The following is a 15586-nucleotide window of genomic DNA, read 5'->3' as shown; positions in this document are numbered from 1 at the left end:
GACATGAAGACCCTCACGGACCAACTCACCCAGTACGCGACCTACCACCGCGACCGGCGCAACATCGTCACCCACTTCATCGGCATCCCGATGATCGTGGCCTCCATGTGCATCCTGCTGTCACGCCCCGCCTTGTCCGCCGATCTGCCGTGGCTCACACCTGGCGCCGTGATCTCGGCCCTGGTCACGCTCTACTACCTCAGGCTCGACGTGCGCTATGGCGTCGTCCTGGGCGCCTACCTCTGGGCCTGCCTGGCCGGCGCGCAATCCATGGCAGCCTGGTCAACAGGCGCCTGGCTGGGCATGGGTGTGTGCCTGTTCTTCCTGGGCTGGGTCATCCAGTTCGTGGGCCATTACTTCGAGGGCCGCAAACCTGCCTTCGTCGATGACCTCATCGGCCTGCTGATCGGCCCCCTGTTCATCGCCGCCGAAGCCGGCTTCCTGATGGGCCTGCGCAAGGATGTCGAAGCAGAGGTTAATGCGCGAGCCGGTGCGCCCCGCTGAAGTCTCACTCGCTCGCCACCTCACCCACCCCCAATACAAAAGGGCGATGCCGCATGTGCATCGCCCTTCTTCATTGGCGCTCGCCGCGCGCTTCAAGGCCTGATCAGGCCTGCAGCTTGCGCGCCTGAGTCAGCAGCGTCTCGGCATCGCTCACCTTGTAGCCGCCGCCCTCTTCCACGTTCAAGGCGGCCACCACGCCGTCCTTGACCAGCATGCTGTAGCGCCCTGAACGCAGGCCCAGGCCCTTGGCCGTCAGGTCCAGCGTCAGGCCGGTCGCCTTGGCGAAGTCGGCACTGCCATCGGCCATCATGCGGACCTTGCCGGCAGCCTTCAGCTCACGGCCCCAGGCGCCCATCACGAAGGCATCGTTCACCGACACGCACCAGATCTCGTCCACACCGACCGCCTTGAAGGCCTCGGCCTGAGCGATGTAGCCTGGCGCATGCTGGGCCGAGCAGGTGGGGGTGAACGCACCCGGCAACCCGAACAGCGCGATGGTCTTGCCCGCTGTGGCCTTGCCAATGTCAAAGGCATTGGGACCCAGGCTACAGCCTTCGCCTTCCACCTCGATGAACTCGAACAGCGTGCCTGCGGGCAGCTTGTCACCAACCTTGATCATGTTCGTCTCCTGAAATCAAATCAGCAATGAAAAAACCGGCCGCCAGTATGACTGGCAAGCCGGTTTTGCTTGCACCACCGAGGATTACGCCCCGGTGGCTTTGTGGCAATGTGAGTTGCCTAGGGTGTCAGCAAGGACAGATCAGACGCCTTGAGCCTTCTCGACCAGACGGGACACAACCCAGTTCTTGGTCTTGGACAGCGGGCGGCTTTCGGTGATCTCGACCACGTCGCCGATGTGGAACTCATTGTTCTCATCGTGAGCGTGGTACTTGCTCGACTTGGCCACGATCTTGCCGTAGAGCTCGTGCTTGACACGACGCTCGACCAGCACGGTCACGGTCTTGGCGCGAGCGTCGCTGACAACCTTACCCACCAGGGTACGGGTCACTTTGGTTTGAGCTTCCGTCATTGGGCGGCTCCTTTCTTCTCGGTCAGAATCGTCTTGGCGCGAGCGATGTCGCGACGAGTCTTCTTCAGAGCCGAGTGGTCATTGAGCTGCTGGGTGGCACGCTGCATACGCAGGTTGAAGTGCGACTTCAGCAAGTCCTTGATTTCGGTTTCCAGTGCGGCCACATCCTTGGCGCGCAGTTCAGAGGCTTTCGCCATAACTTTCTCCTTACGCCTTGAATTAGATGCCGAACTGGCGGCCAACGAACGTGGTGCTCAGTGGCAGCTTGGCAGCGGCCAGCGTGAACGCCTCGCGAGCGAGTTCTTCGGGCACGCCCTGGATTTCGTAGAGCACCTTGCCGGGCTGAATTTCAGCCACGTAGTACTCGACGTTACCCTTACCGTTGCCCATACGGACTTCGGCAGGCTTGTTCGAAATGGGCTTGTCCGGGAAGATGCGGATGAAGATACGACCGCCACGCTTGATGTGACGCGAAATCGCACGACGTGCGGCTTCGATCTGACGAGCCGTGATACGGCCACGTTCGGTCGCCTTCAGGCCGAAATCACCAAAGGACACATCGGCACCGCGGGTGGCGACACCCGTGTTACGGCCCTTGTGCTCCTTGCGGAACTTGCGACGATTAGGTTGCAACATGTTTATTCTCCTTTCGCCTCGGCAGCAGGAGCTGCCTTGCGAACGCGCTTGGCGTCAGCGGCGACAGCAGGCTTGTCGCTGCCATCAGACGGAGCGCCATCGGCACGAGGGGCACCACGACCAGGGCCACGACCACCAGGGCGGCGATCGCCACCGGGACGGTCGTTACGAGGGCCACGGCGGTTGCGACGGTCATCCTGGCTGTCGTCGCCCTTGAGCACAGGGGCTTCGCCATTGGCCAGACGGTCACCGCGGTAGACCCACACCTTCACGCCGATCACACCGTAGGTGGTGTGAGCTTCGGAGGTGCCGTAGTCGATGTCCGCACGCAGGGTGTGGAGAGGCACGCGGCCTTCACGGTACCACTCGGTACGAGCGATTTCGATGCCGTTGAGGCGACCCGACGACATGATCTTGATGCCCTGGGCGCCCAGACGCATGGCGTTCTGCATCGCGCGCTTCATGGCGCGGCGGAACATGATGCGCTTTTCCAGCTGCTGCGTGATCGAATCGGCGATCAGTTGAGCATCGACTTCAGGCTTGCGCACTTCTTCGATGTTCACCGAGACCGGGCAATTCAGACGCTTGGCCAGTTCGAGCTTCAGGTTTTCGATGTCTTCGCCCTTCTTGCCGATCACCACGCCCGGACGAGCCGAGAAAATGGTGATGCGTGCGCTCTTGGCGGGACGCTCGATCAAGATGCGCGACACGGCCGCGTTCTTGAGCTTCTTCTTCAGGAATTCACGGACTTCCAGGTCTTCAGCCAGCATCGAGGCAAATTGACGGTTGGTAGCGTACCAACGCGATGCCCAATTGCGGGTGACGGCCAGGCGGAAGCCGGTTGGGTGGATTTTCTGTCCCATAGTCAGCCTCTGCTTAGTTGCCCACGGTCACATAGATGTGGCAGGTCGGCTTGCTGATGCGATTGCCACGGCCCTTTGCGCGGGCGGTGAAACGCTTCAACGTGGTGCCTTGCTCCACATAGATGGTCTTGACCTTCAGTTCATCGATGTCAGCACCGTCGTTGTGCTCGGCGTTGGCGATTGCCGACTCCAGAGCCTTCTTGATGATGCCAGCGGCCTTCTTCTGGGTGAATTCCAGGATGTTCAGGGCTTGGTCAACCTTCTTGCCACGGATCATGTCTGCAACCAGACGACCCTTGTCGCAAGACAGGCGAACACCGCGAACGATTGCTTTCGTTTCCATCGTCGCTGCTCCTTATTTCTTGGCTTTCTTGTCGCCTGGGTGACCCTTGAACGTACGGGTCAGGGCGAACTCGCCGAGCTTGTGGCCAACCATCTGATCCTGGATGTACACGGGCACGTGCTGCTTACCGTTGTGCACAGCAATCGTCAGGCCGATGAACTCAGGCAGGATGGTCGAACGACGCGACCAGGTCTTGATGGGCTTTTTGTCCTTGGTTGCCACAGCCTTCTCGACCTTGGCGGCCAAGTGGTGGTCAATGAAAGGACCCTTTTTAAGAGAACGAGCCATATCAGCCTACCTCTTACTTCTTGCGACGCGACACAATGAAGGTCTGCGTGCGCTTGTTGTTGCGGGTGCGATAGCCCTTCGTCAGTGTGTTCCATGGGGACACAGGGACTTGACCTTCGCCAGTACGGCCTTCGCCACCACCGTGCGGGTGGTCCACCGGGTTCATGGCGACGCCACGAACGGTCGGGCGGATACCCTTCCAGCGGATGGCACCGGCCTTACCGTATTGACGCAGGCTGTGCTCTTCGTTGCTCACTTCACCCAGGGTGGCGCGGCATTCGATGTGCACCTTGCGAACTTCACCGGAGCGCAGGCGAACCTGAGCGTAGGTGCCTTCGCGGGCCATCAGCACAGCGGACGTACCAGCCGAACGAGCGATCTGACCGCCCTTGCCAGGCTTCAGTTCGATGTTGTGGATGGTCGAACCCACGGGGATGTTGCGGATAGGCAGCGTGTTGCCAGCCTTGATCGGGGCTTCAGAGCCGCTGATCACGGTAGCGCCAGCTTCCAGGCCACGGGGAGCGATGATGTAGCGACGCTCACCGTCGGCATAACACACCAGAGCGATGTGAGCCGTGCGGTTGGGGTCGTACTCGATGCGCTCGACCTTCGCGGGGATGCCATCCTTGTTACGGATGAAATCGACCACGCGGTAGTGGTGCTTGTGACCACCGCCCTTGTGGCGAACCGTGATGTGACCGTTGTTGTTACGGCCCGAGTTCTGCTTCTGGGGTTCCAGCAGCGAGGCTTCCGGCTTGCCCTTGTGCAGGTGCTTGTGCACCACCTTGACCACGCCACGGCGGCCAGGCGAGGTTGGTTTGACTTTAACGACGGCCATGATTACGCAGCCTCCCCGGAGAAGTTCAGCTCTTGACCTTCCTTGAGGGCCACGAAGGCCTTCTTGGCGTGGTCACGACGGCCGGTACGGCCACCGAAACGCTTGGTCTTGCCCTTCTGGTTCAGGACTTGCACCGACTTCACTTCGACCTTGAACAGCAGCTCAACAGCGGCCTTGATCTCGGGCTTGGTGGCGTCGCGCATCACCTTGAACAGCACTTGGCCGCGCTCTTCAGCAGCAGCGGTGGCCTTTTCCGAAATGATCGGAGCGACCAGCACCTTCAGCAGGCGGCTTTCATCGAATTTCAGAGTGCTCATGCGAACATCTCCTGCAGCTTGTCGATCGCGCCCTTGGTGACCAGAACCTTCTTGTAATGGACCAGGGACAGGGGATCGGCGTAACGGGGCTCAACCACCAGCACGTTGGGCAGGTTGCGAGCGGCCAGGAACAGGTTCTCGTCCACGGTGTCAGCGATGACCAGGACGTGGTCCAGGTTCATGGCCTTCAGCTTGGCAGCCAGCAACTTGGTCTTGGGGGCTTCGACCGTGATCGAATCCACCACGGCCAGGCGGCCTTCGCGGGCCAGCTGCGAGAAGATGGCGGCCATACCGGCGCGGTACATCTTCTTGTTGACCTTGTGGGTGAAGTTTTCGTCAGGGCTGTTCGGGAAGATCCGACCACCGCCACGCCACAGGGGCGAGGACGACATACCAGCACGAGCGCGACCGGTGCCCTTTTGGCGCCAGGGCTTCTTGGTGGTGTGCTTGACGGTCTCGCGGTCCTTCTGGGCGCGGGTACCTTGACGGGCATTGGCCTGGTAAGCGACGACGACCTGATGGATCAGGGCTTCGTTGTACTCACGGCCGAACACGGTGTCAGAAGCCTCAACCTTGGAGGCAGCCTGACCCTGTTCATTCAGGAGTTCCAGCTGTGCCATCAGTTGGCCCCTTTCTTGATCTTGACCTTGACGGCAGGACGCACGGTGACAAAGCCACCCTTGGCGCCAGGCACGGCACCCTTGACCAGCAGCAGTTGACGAGCTTCGTCAACGCGCACGACGTCGAGGTTTTGCGTGGTCACGGTTTCATCGCCCATGTGGCCCGTCATGCGCTTGCCAGGGAACACGCGGCCAGGATCCTGCGCCATCGAGATGGAGCCAGGAACGTTGTGCGAACGCGAGTTACCGTGCGAGGCACGTTGCGAACCGAAGTTGTGGCGCTTGATGGTGCCGGCGTAGCCCTTACCGATCGAGGTGCCTTGCACGTCAACCAGCTGGCCAGCCTGGAACAGGGTGGCGGGGGCAATGGTGGCACCGGCCTTCAGATCGGCGGCGACTTCAGGAGCGACGCGGAATTCGCGGGTGATTTCACCAGCTTCCACACCAGCTTTGGCCATATGGCCAGCTTCAGGCTTGGTCACGCGCGATGCTTTGCGCGAGCCGAACACCACTTGCACAGCGGTGTAGCCGTCAGTCTCAACGGTTTTGACCTGGGACACGCGGTTGTTGGACACGTCGAGCACAGTCACAGGCACGGCGTCGCCGTCGTCTGTGTAGATGCGCATCATGCCCACCTTGCGGCCCAGCAATCCGAGGCGATTGCTAAGACTCATGGTTTTTTCTCCAGCTCCACAATTGGGAGCCTTTTACACAAGCCCGACATCGATTGGCCGGGCCGACTCTTTCGGCGCCTGTCACTCGTACGGACATGGCAAGCGCCTTCGAATTCCTGCTCGAATGGTTGTTTGCTGCTTAAAATTTAGGCAACGCGCAATCCACCCATTACGGGAAAGCCTGCGAGTATAACAATGCACCGAACATTGCGCAAGCCGCACGCAGGCCCCGGGCATGAAAAAACCGCCCGAGAGCCGAAGCCCTGAGGCGGTTTCTCAGTTCTGCCATGCGTTCACCAGGAACGCATCACATCACTGCAGCTTGATTTCGACGTCCACGCCAGCCGGCAGGTCGAGCTTCATCAGGGCGTCAACCGTCTTATCGGTCGGGTCCACGATGTCCATCAGACGCTGGTGGGTGCGGATTTCGAACTGGTCGCGCGACGTCTTGTTGACGTGCGGCGAACGCAGGATGTCGAAACGTTGCAGGCGGGTCGGCAGGGGCACAGGGCCCTTGACGATGGCGCCGGTACGCTTGGCGGTTTCCACGATTTCAGCCGACGACTGGTCGATCAGCTTGTAGTCAAACGCCTTCAGGCGGATGCGGATCTTCTGTTGTGCCATGACACACTTCCTTTAATTAAAGAGCGATGAGACGCCCGTCAAGACCCGAAGGCCAGAGACGGGCAGGTGTCATGCAAATCAGTCGAGAATCTTGGCAACCACGCCGGCGCCAACGGTACGACCACCTTCGCGGATGGCGAAGCGCAGGCCTTCTTCCATGGCGATCGGGGCGATCAGCTTGACGGTGATCGACACGTTGTCACCAGGCATGACCATTTCCTTGTCGGCGGGCAGCTCGATGGAACCGGTCACGTCAGTCGTACGGAAGTAGAACTGAGGGCGGTAGTTGTTGAAGAACGGGGTGTGACGGCCGCCTTCGTCCTTGGACAGCACGTAGATTTCGCCGGTGAAGTGCGTGTGGGGCTTGATGGAGCCGGGCTTGCACAGCACTTGGCCGCGTTCCACGTCTTCACGCTTGGTGCCGCGCAGCAGGATACCGACGTTGTCGCCAGCTTGACCCTGGTCCAGCAGCTTGCGGAACATTTCCACGCCCGTGCAGGTGGTCTTCTGGGTGGCCTTGATACCGACGATTTCGATTTCTTCGCCGACCTTGATGATGCCGCGCTCGATACGGCCGGTCACCACGGTGCCGCGACCGGAGATCGAGAACACGTCTTCCACAGGCATCAGGAACGTGCCGTCGATGGCGCGCTCAGGCGTGGGGATGTAGGTGTCCAGGGCTTCGGCCAGCTTCATGATGGCTTGTTCGCCCAGCTCGCCGGTGTCGCCTTCCAGAGCCAGCTTGGCCGAACCCTTGATGATGGGGGTGTCGTCGCCGGGGAAGTCGTACTTGGACAGCAGCTCGCGCACTTCCATTTCCACCAGTTCCAGCAGTTCGGCGTCGTCCACCATGTCAGCCTTGTTCAGGAAGACGATGATGTAAGGCACGCCCACCTGGCGGGACAGCAGGATGTGTTCACGGGTCTGGGGCATCGGGCCGTCAGCGGCCGAGCACACCAGGATCGCGCCGTCCATCTGGGCAGCGCCGGTGATCATGTTCTTCACATAGTCGGCGTGGCCAGGGCAGTCCACGTGAGCGTAGTGGCGGTTGGCCGTTTCGTACTCGACGTGAGCGGTGTTGATGGTGATGCCGCGGGCCTTTTCTTCAGGAGCAGCGTCGATCTGGTCGTAAGCCTTGGCTTCGCCGCCAAACTTCTTCGACAGAACGGTAGCGATAGCAGCCGTCAGCGTGGTCTTGCCGTGGTCAACGTGACCGATGGTGCCCACGTTCACGTGCGGCTTGGTCCGTTCGAATTTACCTTTTGCCATTTGTTTCTCCAACAAAGAACAGTTGCCCATGCGTGTTTTAGGTCTCCAGCACAGGCTTGCCATGGGCAGCAAGCCAACCCCACAAAGGAGGCGCCGAAGACCGGCTTGAAATTGGTCCCAACAAAGGGAGGGGCCGGATGTTACCACCCGAACCCGGCACCATCAATCGACGGAGCACAAAGCACACCCTTTACGCCGCGCGCCCCCTTGAGGGGGCGCGCGAAGCGCGTAGGGGGTGGACTTTACTTGGAGCGAGCGCTGATGATGGCGTCGGCCACGTTCTTCGGAGCTTCAGCGTACTGCTTGAACTCCATCGTGTACGTGGCGCGACCTTGCGTGGCGGAACGCAGCGAGGTCGAGTAGCCGAACATTTCCGACAGCGGCACTTCGGCCTTGATGACCTTGCCACCGCCGACCATGTCGTCCATGCCCTGCACCATGCCGCGACGAGACGACAGGTCACCCATCACGGTACCGGCGTAGTCTTCCGGCGTTTCCACTTCCACGGCCATCATCGGCTCGAGGATCACGGGGCTGGCCTTGCGCATACCTTCCTTGAAGCCCATCGAAGCAGCCATCTTGAAGGCGTTTTCGTTGGAGTCCACGTCGTGGTACGAACCGAAGGTCAGGCGCACGCGCACGTCGACGACGGGGTAACCAGCCAGCACGCCGGCAGGCAGCGTGTCGATGATGCCCTTTTCCACCGCGGGGATGTATTCACGAGGAACCACACCACCCTTGATTTCGTCGACGAACTCGAAGCCCTTGCCGCCGGGTTCCAACGGCTCGACGGTCAGCACGACGTGACCGTACTGGCCCTTACCGCCCGACTGGCGAACGAACTTGCCTTCGACTTCGGTGACGGTCTTGCGGATGGTTTCGCGGTAAGCCACTTGAGGCTTGCCCACGTTGGCTTCCACGCCGAATTCGCGCTTCATGCGGTCGACGATGATTTCCAGGTGGAGCTCGCCCATGCCGGAGATGATGGTCTGGCCCGATTCTTCGTCGGTGCGCAAACGGAAGGACGGGTCTTCCTTGGCCAGACGGCTCAGGGCGATACCCATCTTTTCCTGGTCAGCCTTGGTCTTGGGCTCGACAGCCTGCGAGATCACGGGCTCAGGGAAGACCATCTTTTCCAGCGTCACGATGGCGTCCGGATCACACAGGGTCTCACCCGTGGTGACTTCCTTCAGGCCCACGCAAGCGGCGATGTCGCCAGCCAGAATTTCGGAGATTTCTTCACGCTGGTTGGCGTGCATCTGCAGAATACGGCCGATACGTTCCTTCTTGCCCTTGATCGGGTTGAAGACGGAGTCGCCCGACTTCAGCACGCCGGAGTAGACGCGCACGAAGGTCAGCTGACCGACGTACGGGTCGGTCATCAGCTTGAAGGCCAGGGCGGCGAACTTCTCGTTGTCGTCAGCACGGCGCGTGGTGGGCTGCTCGTTGTCGTCCGTGCCGGCCACGGGAGGGATGTCCACGGGCGAAGGCAGGTAGTCGATCACGGCGTCCAGCATGCGTTGCACGCCCTTGTTCTTGAACGCGGTGCCGCACAGCATGGGCTGGATCTCGCAGTTGATGGTGCGAGTGCGCAGGGCCAGCTTGATGTCTTCTTCGGAGAGGTCGCCCTCTTCGAGGTACTTGTTCATCAGATCTTCGGTGGCTTCGGCCGCCGTTTCGATCATGTTCTCGCGCCACTTCTTGGCGTCTTCCACCAGGTTCGCAGGGATGTCCTGGTAGTCGAACTTCATGCCTTGCGAGGCTTCGTCCCAGATGATGGCCTTCATCTTGAGCAGGTCGACCACGCCCACGAAGTTTTCTTCGGCGCCGATGGGGATCACCACGGGCACGGGGTTGGCCTTCAGGCGCAGCTTCATCTGGTCGTAGACCTTGAAGAAGTTGGCACCGGTACGGTCCATCTTGTTGACGAAGGCCAGGCGGGGCACCTTGTACTTGTTAGCCTGACGCCACACGGTTTCAGACTGAGGCTGCACGCCGCCCACGGCGCAGTACACCATGCAGGCGCCGTCGAGCACGCGCATGGAACGCTCCACCTCGATGGTGAAGTCCACGTGGCCCGGGGTGTCGATGATGTTGAAGCGGTGCTCGGGGTAGGACAGGTCCATGCCCTTCCAGAAGCAGGTCGTGGCAGCCGACGTGATCGTGATGCCGCGCTCTTGTTCCTGCTCCATCCAGTCCATGGTGGCAGCGCCTTCGTGCACTTCACCGATCTTGTGGTTCACGCCGGTGTAGTACAGGATGCGTTCGGTCGTGGTGGTCTTGCCGGCGTCGATGTGAGCCGAGATACCAATGTTGCGGTAACGCTCAATCGGGGTCTTGCGGGACATGGTGTCACTCCAGATTTGACAAAGCGCCGGCCGTGTCTGTCGAACACAGAATCACGGACCGGGCGCTTTTTTGCGGCCGAAGCCGCAGGTGGTGGATTAGAAGCGGAAGTGCGAGAAGGCCTTGTTGGCCTCAGCCATACGGTGGACTTCGTCACGCTTCTTCATCGCGCCGCCGCGGCCTTCAGCGGCTTCCAGCAGTTCGTTGGCCAGACGTTGGGCCATCGACTTCTCGGAACGCTTGCGCGACGATTCTTTCAACCAACGCATGGCCAGGGCCATACGACGAGCAGGGCGAACTTCAACGGGAACCTGGTAGTTCGCACCACCCACGCGGCGGGATTTCACTTCCACCACGGGCTTGATGTTGTTCAAAGCGACGTTAAAGATTTCCAGCGGATCCTTGCCGGCCTTCTTTTCGACCTGTTCCAGAGCACCGTAAATGATGCGCTCTGCAACGGCCTTCTTGCCGGATTCCATGATCACGTTCATGAACTTGGAGAGGTCCACAGATCCGAACTTGGGATCTGGGAGGATTTCACGCTTGGGTACTTCGCGACGACGAGGCATTTCGTTTCCTTTCAATGCTTCAGTTGATGCTGACTTTCGCCTGCATCTGGAGCGCCATCAAAAATGAGGCTGAACACTCCACTTACTCGGTTCATGCCGGACAACCCGGACACAACCGCCACCTCGGCCTTCTCGACAACAGCTTGCGCCCACTTGGTGACGCGCCGATGAAGATGGACCGACAAATTCTCTAGCAGGCTGATTAGGCCTTCTTCGGGCGCTTGGCGCCGTACTTGGAGCGGGACTGCTTACGGTCCTTGACGCCTTGCAGGTCAAGCGAGCCGCGCACGATGTGGTAACGCACACCAGGCAAGTCCTTCACACGACCGCCGCGAACCAGCACGACGCTGTGTTCCTGCAGGTTGTGGCCTTCACCGCCGATGTAGGAGATCACCTCGAAACCGTTGGTCAGGCGCACCTTGGCGACCTTACGCAGAGCGGAGTTAGGCTTCTTGGGCGTGGTGGTGTACACGCGGGTGCACACACCACGGCGCTGCGGGCAGTTCTGCATCGCAGGCGACTTGGATTTCGTGACCTCGACCTGACGGCCTTGGCGCACGAGCTGATTGATCGTTGGCATTGAGTTGGTTCCCGTTGAAAAAACACTTGAAAATCAAGCACTTGGTGGTGTTTGAACGAACAACCGACCACGCTTGCGACAAGCACAAATCGGCCCGCGCCATGTCTTTTCGCCACATTTCCTGTGGAGACGAAAAGGCCTGGCGCAAGCCGAAAAGCTTTCCATTGTAGCGCCACAGCCCTGGCGGGCGCAAGCACCCCAGATCAGGCGTGACTTTGTTCGCGCTTTACCCCCTCGTGCCACCCCCACCCCCGCGACAATGGGGATGCGGAAACTAACCCGATCCGGTTAAAGTGGAAACCCTCTGTGGACGAGCCTGAAACGTGTCAGGCCTCACACCATTTCATGCACAGGAGAGCGCATGTCTCTGATCAAGAAGAATCTGTTGTTGGCCCTGGCCGTGGTTGCGCCGTTGTCTGCCCACGCCACCGTTCCCAACAGCACGTTCCAGTTCTATTTTGAAGGCCCGGTCTTTGACGAAGTCAGCACCGCCCCGACGTTCGTGTCGGGTGATCTGGGCGTGACCATCCGCGCCTACAACGGTGCTGGCCAGCAGATCGACGTGGACAAGCGCTGGGATGGCATCGGCGCCAGCGGCGGCCTCCTGGAGCCGGGCGAGCTCAACAGCAGCCTGTTTGCCAACCCCGGCGAGAAGCTGGTGCTGAGCTTCAACAAGGCGGTCAAGCTGAGCAGCCTGCGTTTCTCGATGTGGGAAAACGACTACCTGTTCAATACCTTCGACCACGCCACGGTGAGCTGGGTGGGTGGCTCCAAGCTGCTGAGCAACAGCAACGACAATGGCCTGATCCTCAAGACCTTCGACCTGGGCAATGTGGTGAGCAACACCTTCACCATCCAGGCAACGGGCAACCTGAGCGCCTTCCGTCTGGCGGGCATCAATGCCGTGGCCGCTGTGCCCGAACCCGCCAGCTACGCGCTGATGGGCCTGGGCCTGGTGGGTCTGGCGCTGGTCAAGCGTCGTCGCCAGGGCTGATCGCCGCTTGCGTCGTTCAAGAAACCGCCTTCGGGCGGTTTTTTCATGGGCGATTGCCAGCCGCTCAGCAACCTAAAAAACAAAACGGCCCGGTCTGATCAGGACCGAGCCGTCTGCTCTGGAGAATCGCGTCAGCGGCAAGCCTGCCGCGCCCGCGAGATGCAAGCTGGACGCGTCAGTGGCGCTTGCCCATCAGGCCGGCAAGGGCCGCACCCACACGCAAACCGACCGAGGTGGTGGCCGCCACGGTCATGACCATGGCCAAGCCCACCAGCCATTCAGGTGCGGCGTGCGCATTGAGCACTTCCTGAACCGTCCCCACAGCCAGGGGCAAACCGGCCAGGAAACCGGCGATCACGCCGACCTTTTCCACTTCCAGTTGCTTGTGCGCCAGATCAGCCGGGCTCTGGTGCGAGACTTGATGCAGCTTGAAACCTGTCTGAGCCATGATGGGACTCCTTGTGTTCGATGGCATTCAGTCTAGGGGAAAACACTCGGTAGTGGGTAAAAACCCTAGGTAACAGAATGCAATTTTCCGGACTTTGGCGCTGGGCGTTGTTAAACGTCAACCCAATGGGGCCAACAGCGCCACGAGATCGGTTTCGCTGAACTTCACGGCCCCCTGCGCGTCCTCGCCGAGCACGCCATTGGCCAAGGCGGCCTTGCGCGCCTGCAAGGCCTGGATGCGCTCCTCGATGCTGCCGGCCACCACCAGCTTGTAAACCGTGACGGCCTGGTCCTGCCCGATGCGGTGGGCGCGGTCGGTCGCCTGTTGCTCCACGGCGGGGTTCCACCAGGGGTCCACATGGATCACCGTGTCGGCCGCCGTGAGGTTCAGGCCCACGCCGCCGGCCTTGAGGCTGACCAGCATCAGCGGCGTTTCGCGGGCCTGGAAGGTCCGGACGACCTCGGCGCGCTGTGCGGGCGGGGTTTCGCCCGTGAGCATGGCAAACGGCAGGCGCAGCTCGACCAGTTCGTCGGCGATCAGGCCCAGCATCTCGGCGAACTGGGAAAACACCAGCACGCGCCGCCCTTCTTCGACCAGGGCGGGCAGCGTGTCCACCAGCCAGGCGAGTTTGGCGCGCTCCATGGCGCGGGGCATCTTGCGGCCCTTGACCAGCCAGGGGTCGCAGCAGACCTGGCGGAGCTTGAGCAGGGCGTCCAGCACGGCAATCTGGGATCCCTCGAAGCCTTGTTTGGTCAGGGCGCGGCGCACCATCTCGTCGGCGGCCACACGCACGCTTTCATACAGGGCCTTCTGGTGGCCTTCGAGCTGGAGGTGTTGCACGACTTCGGTCTTGGGCGGCAGCTCGGCCAGCACATCGGCCTTGCGGCGGCGCAGGATGAAGGGCCGCACGCGTTGGGCCAGCAACTGGGCGCGCAGGGTTTCGCCGTTTTGCTCGATGGGGTCGCGCCATTGGCGCTGGAAGCTGCGCATGTCGCCCAGGAAACCAGGCATCAGGAAGTCGAACTGGGCCCACAGCTCGCCCAGGTGGTTCTCCAGCGGGGTGCCGGTGAGGCACAGGCGGTGGCGGGATTGCAGGCGGCGCACGGCCGCGGCGCTTTTGCTGGTGGCGTTCTTGACGGTTTGGGCTTCGTCCAGGATGACGGTGTGGAAGGGTTGGGCCGCCAGGTGATCGATGTCGCGCCACAGCAGGGGGTAGGTGGTGAGCACGATGTCGTGTTCGGCGATGCGCGGGAAGTGCGCGGCGCGGTCCGGCCCTTGCAGCACCAGCACGCGCAAGCTGGGCGCCATGCGTTGCGCTTCGGCCTGCCAGTTGAAGACGAGCGAGGTCGGCAAAACGATCAGCGCGGGGTGATCCAGCCGGCCGGCTTGCTGCTCGATCAGCAGGTGTGTGAGGGCTTGCGCGGTCTTGCCCAGGCCCATGTCGTCGGCCAGGATGCCGGCGAGTTGCTGTTCGCGCAGGTATTGCAGCCAGGCCACGCCTTGCTGTTGATAGGGGCGCAGCTGGATGCCCAGCCCCTGGGGATCAGGCACAGGCTGCGGGCTGCCGGCCGCGCGCAGGCGTTGGGCCAGGCTGCGCAAGCCGGCGTCACCTTGCAATTGCCAGCGGCCATGTTGGCCGGCGCGCGCGGCCTGGCTGTCGGCCAGCTGCTCGCGCAGTTTCTCCAGCCGCATGGCATCCCAGTCGTGCAGCTTGAGCGGGCCTTCGCGGCGGCGTGGGTCGGTCAGCAGGTCGACCATGGCGCCCACGATGGCCTTGAGTGGGGCCGCCGGGGCTTCGATGCGTTTGCCCCCGGGCGCCCTGAGGATGACGATAGCCCGGTCGTCGATGTCGGCGATGTCGCTGGCGTTGAGCCAACGCTTGTCGCGCTTGATGAGGTCCGCGATCAAGGGGGCGAGGTCGAGCTGCTGGCCATCGACCTCCACGCCCAGGGTGACCAGCCAGGAGCCTTCGCGGCGAGGGGCGCCCAGGGCCCGCACCGGCGTTGGCGGTGCGGCAATGGTGCCGACCAGCTCCTGCCCGGTGGCCTCGCCGGTTTCCGGGCTGATGACCAGGCGCCAGGCCGATACGGGCGTGCTCTGGTGCGCAAAGCCGGGCCGCACGACGATGGACCAGCCGCGGGCCTGCAAGCGGGGCAGTTGCTCGACCCAGTAGTCGGCGAACTGGTCTTCCTGGTGCAGGGACCACAAGGGCTCGTGGGCCTGGCCGGCCGCCTGGGCCAGCTGGGGGGCGCGCCATTGCAGGGTCTCGTCGGGCAAGGGGCGCAGGCCGCTGTCCAGCAAGTCGTCGAGGGCGTCCGCTTCGGCCTGCACGTCGCGCTGCAGGGTGTGCAGGCGGCCGTTGGTGTCGGGCACGTCCACGGCCAGGCCCTGGCGGACGTAGAGCACGCTGGTGGGCGCGGGCATGGCCCACCAGCTGCCTTGCGGGCCGGTGTAGGTCCAGTCCACGCGTGCCAGCGTGACCTGGGGGCCCCGCGGCCCGAAGCGCCCTTGCGCCTGCATGCCCAGCAGGCCATCGCCCCGGGTCAGGGTCTGCAAGGTCAGGCGGGGACGAAAGCGCCAGCCACTGGTTGGAGGCGGCGCCGGCTGGGAAGTGGCGGGCATGGCGAGATTGTCCAACGCCGC

At 61.9% G+C, this 15586-nt stretch carries 20 protein-coding genes; 2 read left to right on the top strand and 18 right to left on the bottom strand.

The window, feature by feature from the left end:
- Positions 1-3: 3 nt before the first annotated feature.
- The gene (locus JY96_RS12750) at positions 4-504 is read left to right on the top strand and encodes a DUF962 domain-containing protein (RefSeq protein ID WP_035037946.1); all 501 of its coding nucleotides are present in this window, start codon (positions 4-6) and stop codon (positions 502-504) included.
- A 103-nt stretch (positions 505-607) separates the two neighbouring features.
- On the opposite strand, the gene JY96_RS12745 is transcribed toward JY96_RS12750, so the two are convergent.
- From JY96_RS12745 to rpsL, 16 genes are all read right to left on the bottom strand, one after another.
- Positions 608-1123 (bottom strand): peroxiredoxin, encoded by a 516-nt coding sequence (locus JY96_RS12745; RefSeq protein ID WP_035037944.1) that lies wholly within the window; start codon positions 1121-1123, stop codon positions 608-610.
- Between the two features lie 141 nt (positions 1124-1264).
- On the bottom strand, positions 1265-1534 hold the full coding sequence (gene rpsQ, locus JY96_RS12740; protein WP_035037942.1) for a 30S ribosomal protein S17: 270 nt from the start codon (positions 1532-1534) through the stop codon (positions 1265-1267).
- Entirely contained in the window at positions 1531-1731 is a 201-nt protein-coding gene (rpmC, locus tag JY96_RS12735; RefSeq protein WP_035037939.1) for a 50S ribosomal protein L29, read from the bottom strand. The genes rpsQ and rpmC overlap by 4 nt, the downstream gene beginning before the upstream one ends.
- Before the next feature lie 22 nt (positions 1732-1753).
- Positions 1754-2170, bottom strand: a complete 417-nt coding sequence (gene rplP, locus JY96_RS12730) for a 50S ribosomal protein L16 (protein ID WP_035037937.1) — start codon at positions 2168-2170, stop codon at positions 1754-1756.
- Between the two features lie 2 nt (positions 2171-2172).
- Positions 2173-3033, bottom strand: a complete 861-nt coding sequence (gene rpsC, locus JY96_RS12725; protein ID WP_035037935.1) for a 30S ribosomal protein S3 — start codon at positions 3031-3033, stop codon at positions 2173-2175.
- 13 nt (positions 3034-3046) lie between these two features.
- Complete coding sequence (gene rplV, locus JY96_RS12720; RefSeq protein ID WP_035037934.1) at positions 3047-3376, bottom strand: 50S ribosomal protein L22; 330 nt, start codon at positions 3374-3376, stop codon at positions 3047-3049.
- A 12-nt stretch (positions 3377-3388) separates the two neighbouring features.
- Positions 3389-3664, bottom strand: a complete 276-nt coding sequence (gene rpsS, locus JY96_RS12715) for a 30S ribosomal protein S19 (RefSeq protein ID WP_035037932.1) — start codon at positions 3662-3664, stop codon at positions 3389-3391.
- 13 nt (positions 3665-3677) lie between these two features.
- On the bottom strand, positions 3678-4502 hold the full coding sequence (rplB, locus tag JY96_RS12710) for a 50S ribosomal protein L2 (protein ID WP_035037930.1): 825 nt from the start codon (positions 4500-4502) through the stop codon (positions 3678-3680).
- Between the two features lie 2 nt (positions 4503-4504).
- Positions 4505-4819 (bottom strand): 50S ribosomal protein L23, encoded by a 315-nt coding sequence (rplW, locus tag JY96_RS12705; RefSeq protein WP_035037928.1) that lies wholly within the window; start codon positions 4817-4819, stop codon positions 4505-4507.
- On the bottom strand, positions 4816-5439 hold the full coding sequence (rplD, locus tag JY96_RS12700) for a 50S ribosomal protein L4 (RefSeq protein ID WP_035037926.1): 624 nt from the start codon (positions 5437-5439) through the stop codon (positions 4816-4818). The genes rplW and rplD overlap by 4 nt, the downstream gene beginning before the upstream one ends.
- Positions 5439-6113 carry a 50S ribosomal protein L3 gene (gene rplC, locus JY96_RS12695; RefSeq protein ID WP_035037924.1) on the bottom strand — a complete coding sequence of 225 codons (675 nt, stop codon included), beginning with the start codon at positions 6111-6113 and terminating at the stop codon, positions 5439-5441. Before rplC ends, rplD begins: the two co-directional genes overlap by 1 nt.
- A gap of 312 nt (positions 6114-6425) precedes the next feature.
- A complete protein-coding gene (rpsJ, locus tag JY96_RS12690; RefSeq protein WP_035037922.1) occupies positions 6426-6737 on the bottom strand; it encodes a 30S ribosomal protein S10 in 312 nt (103 codons plus the stop codon).
- Between the two features lie 78 nt (positions 6738-6815).
- The gene (tuf, locus tag JY96_RS12685) at positions 6816-8006 is read right to left on the bottom strand and encodes an elongation factor Tu (protein WP_035037879.1); all 1191 of its coding nucleotides are present in this window, start codon (positions 8004-8006) and stop codon (positions 6816-6818) included.
- A gap of 242 nt (positions 8007-8248) precedes the next feature.
- Positions 8249-10354 (bottom strand): elongation factor G, encoded by a 2106-nt coding sequence (fusA, locus tag JY96_RS12680; protein WP_035037920.1) that lies wholly within the window; start codon positions 10352-10354, stop codon positions 8249-8251.
- 96 nt (positions 10355-10450) lie between these two features.
- A complete protein-coding gene (gene rpsG / locus JY96_RS12675) occupies positions 10451-10921 on the bottom strand; it encodes a 30S ribosomal protein S7 (RefSeq protein WP_035037918.1) in 471 nt (156 codons plus the stop codon).
- Between the two features lie 202 nt (positions 10922-11123).
- Positions 11124-11501 carry a 30S ribosomal protein S12 gene (rpsL, locus tag JY96_RS12665; protein WP_035037914.1) on the bottom strand — a complete coding sequence of 126 codons (378 nt, stop codon included), beginning with the start codon at positions 11499-11501 and terminating at the stop codon, positions 11124-11126.
- 361 nt (positions 11502-11862) lie between these two features.
- On the opposite strand from rpsL, the gene JY96_RS12660 reads away from it, so the two are divergent.
- Entirely contained in the window at positions 11863-12495 is a 633-nt protein-coding gene (locus JY96_RS12660) for a PEP-CTERM sorting domain-containing protein (protein WP_035037912.1), read from the top strand.
- A gap of 175 nt (positions 12496-12670) precedes the next feature.
- On the opposite strand, the gene JY96_RS12655 is transcribed toward JY96_RS12660, so the two are convergent.
- Together JY96_RS12655 and JY96_RS12650 are read right to left on the bottom strand one after the other, a co-directional pair.
- Entirely contained in the window at positions 12671-12943 is a 273-nt protein-coding gene (locus JY96_RS12655; protein ID WP_035037910.1) for a hypothetical protein, read from the bottom strand.
- A gap of 117 nt (positions 12944-13060) precedes the next feature.
- Positions 13061-15565, bottom strand: coding sequence for a DEAD/DEAH box helicase (locus JY96_RS12650; RefSeq protein WP_035042616.1), 2505 nt, complete (start codon positions 15563-15565; stop codon positions 13061-13063).
- Between the last annotated feature and the right edge of the window lie 21 nt (positions 15566-15586).

It is taken from the genome of Aquabacterium sp. NJ1, assembly GCF_000768065.1.
Lineage (GTDB): Bacteria > Pseudomonadota > Gammaproteobacteria > Burkholderiales > Burkholderiaceae_C > Aquabacterium.
This window is presented reverse-complemented; position numbering and strand designations above follow the sequence as displayed.

Coding starts and splice junctions, on each gene's coding strand:
- JY96_RS12750 (WP_035037946.1), top strand. CDS start 4: ATGAAGACCCTCACGGACCAACTCACCCAGTACGCGACCTACCACCGC.
- JY96_RS12745 (WP_035037944.1), bottom strand. CDS start 1,123: ATGATCAAGGTTGGTGACAAGCTGCCCGCAGGCACGCTGTTCGAGTTC.
- rpsQ (WP_035037942.1), bottom strand. CDS start 1,534: ATGACGGAAGCTCAAACCAAAGTGACCCGTACCCTGGTGGGTAAGGTT.
- rpmC (WP_035037939.1), bottom strand. CDS start 1,731: ATGGCGAAAGCCTCTGAACTGCGCGCCAAGGATGTGGCCGCACTGGAA.
- rplP (WP_035037937.1), bottom strand. CDS start 2,170: ATGTTGCAACCTAATCGTCGCAAGTTCCGCAAGGAGCACAAGGGCCGT.
- rpsC (WP_035037935.1), bottom strand. CDS start 3,033: ATGGGACAGAAAATCCACCCAACCGGCTTCCGCCTGGCCGTCACCCGC.
- rplV (WP_035037934.1), bottom strand. CDS start 3,376: ATGGAAACGAAAGCAATCGTTCGCGGTGTTCGCCTGTCTTGCGACAAG.
- rpsS (WP_035037932.1), bottom strand. CDS start 3,664: ATGGCTCGTTCTCTTAAAAAGGGTCCTTTCATTGACCACCACTTGGCC.
- rplB (WP_035037930.1), bottom strand. CDS start 4,502: ATGGCCGTCGTTAAAGTCAAACCAACCTCGCCTGGCCGCCGTGGCGTG.
- rplW (WP_035037928.1), bottom strand. CDS start 4,819: ATGAGCACTCTGAAATTCGATGAAAGCCGCCTGCTGAAGGTGCTGGTC.
- rplD (WP_035037926.1), bottom strand. CDS start 5,439: ATGGCACAGCTGGAACTCCTGAATGAACAGGGTCAGGCTGCCTCCAAG.
- rplC (WP_035037924.1), bottom strand. CDS start 6,113: ATGAGTCTTAGCAATCGCCTCGGATTGCTGGGCCGCAAGGTGGGCATG.
- rpsJ (WP_035037922.1), bottom strand. CDS start 6,737: ATGGCACAACAGAAGATCCGCATCCGCCTGAAGGCGTTTGACTACAAG.
- tuf (WP_035037879.1), bottom strand. CDS start 8,006: ATGGCAAAAGGTAAATTCGAACGGACCAAGCCGCACGTGAACGTGGGC.
- fusA (WP_035037920.1), bottom strand. CDS start 10,354: ATGTCCCGCAAGACCCCGATTGAGCGTTACCGCAACATTGGTATCTCG.
- rpsG (WP_035037918.1), bottom strand. CDS start 10,921: ATGCCTCGTCGTCGCGAAGTACCCAAGCGTGAAATCCTCCCAGATCCC.
- rpsL (WP_035037914.1), bottom strand. CDS start 11,501: ATGCCAACGATCAATCAGCTCGTGCGCCAAGGCCGTCAGGTCGAGGTC.
- JY96_RS12660 (WP_035037912.1), top strand. CDS start 11,863: ATGTCTCTGATCAAGAAGAATCTGTTGTTGGCCCTGGCCGTGGTTGCG.
- JY96_RS12655 (WP_035037910.1), bottom strand. CDS start 12,943: ATGGCTCAGACAGGTTTCAAGCTGCATCAAGTCTCGCACCAGAGCCCG.
- JY96_RS12650 (WP_035042616.1), bottom strand. CDS start 15,565: ATGCCCGCCACTTCCCAGCCGGCGCCGCCTCCAACCAGTGGCTGGCGC.